Raw genomic sequence first — 1,600 nt, forward strand, 5'->3', positions numbered from 1 at the left:
GTAATTCACACAGGACGCAAGCGATTGCGTGCTGAGCGAACAAGATTTAACACTTTTAAGTGATAAATATCATTTATAAAGAGTTTGATCCTGGCTCAGGACGAACGCTGGCGGCGCGCCTAACACATGCAAGTCGAACGAGCGAGAGAGAGCTTGCTTTCTCGAGCGAGTGGCGAACGGGTGAGTAACGCGTGAGGAACCTGCCTCAAAGAGGGGGACAACAGTTGGAAACGACTGCTAATACCGCATAAGCCCACGGTGCCGCATGGCACAGAGGGAAAAGGAGTAATCCGCTTTGAGATGGCCTCGCGTCCGATTAGCTAGTTGGTGAGGTAACGGCCCACCAAGGCGACGATCGGTAGCCGGACTGAGAGGTTGAACGGCCACATTGGGACTGAGACACGGCCCAGACTCCTACGGGAGGCAGCAGTGGGGAATATTGCACAATGGGGGAAACCCTGATGCAGCGACGCCGCGTGGAGGAAGAAGGTCTTCGGATTGTAAACTCCTGTTGTTGGGGAAGATAATGACGGTACCCAACAAGGAAGTGACGGCTAACTACGTGCCAGCAGCCGCGGTAAAACGTAGGTCACGAGCGTTGTCCGGAATTACTGGGTGTAAAGGGAGCGCAGGCGGGAAGACAAGTTGGAAGTGAAATCTATGGGCTCAACCCATAAACTGCTTTCAAAACTGTTTTTCTTGAGTAGTGCAGAGGTAGGCGGAATTCCCGGTGTAGCGGTGGAATGCGTAGATATCGGGAGGAACACCAGTGGCGAAGGCGGCCTACTGGGCACCAACTGACGCTGAGGCTCGAAAGTGTGGGTAGCAAACAGGATTAGATACCCTGGTAGTCCACACCGTAAACGATGATTACTAGGTGTTGGAGGATTGACCCCTTCAGTGCCGCAGTTAACACAATAAGTAATCCACCTGGGGAGTACGACCGCAAGGTTGAAACTCAAAGGAATTGACGGGGGCCCGCACAAGCAGTGGAGTATGTGGTTTAATTCGACGCAACGCGAAGAACCTTACCAAGTCTTGACATCCCTTGACAGGCATAGAAATATGTTTTCTCTTCGGAGCAAGGAGACAGGTGGTGCATGGTTGTCGTCAGCTCGTGTCGTGAGATGTTGGGTTAAGTCCCGCAACGAGCGCAACCCTTATGGTCAGTTACTACGTAAGAGGACTCTGGCCAGACTGCCGTTGACAAAACGGAGGAAGGTGGGGATGACGTCAAATCATCATGCCCTTTATGACTTGGGCTACACACGTACTACAATGGCGTTAAACAAAGAGAAGCAAGACCGCGAGGTGGAGCAAAACTCAGAAACAACGTCCCAGTTCGGACTGCAGGCTGCAACTCGCCTGCACGAAGTCGGAATTGCTAGTAATCGTGGATCAGCATGCCACGGTGAATACGTTCCCGGGCCTTGTACACACCGCCCGTCACACCATGAGAGCCGGGGGGACCCGAAGTCGGTAGTCTAACCGCAAGGAGGACGCCGCCGAAGGTAAAACTGGTGATTGGGGTGAAGTCGTAACAAGGTAGCCGTAGGAGAACCTGCGGCTGGATCACCTCCTTTCTAAGGAGTCAGGCAAG

General features: G+C 53.0%; 1 rRNA gene. It reads left to right on the forward strand.

The features are described 5' to 3' along the window. Positions 1-72: 72 nt before the first annotated feature. Positions 73-1,583, forward strand: a 16S ribosomal RNA gene (locus J3348_RS14045). Positions 1,584-1,600: the final 17 nt, after the last annotated feature.

This window comes from Faecalibacterium sp. Marseille-Q4896 (assembly GCF_017377615.1).
In the GTDB taxonomy this organism is placed as follows: Bacteria; Bacillota; Clostridia; order Oscillospirales; family Ruminococcaceae; genus Faecalibacterium; species Faecalibacterium taiwanense.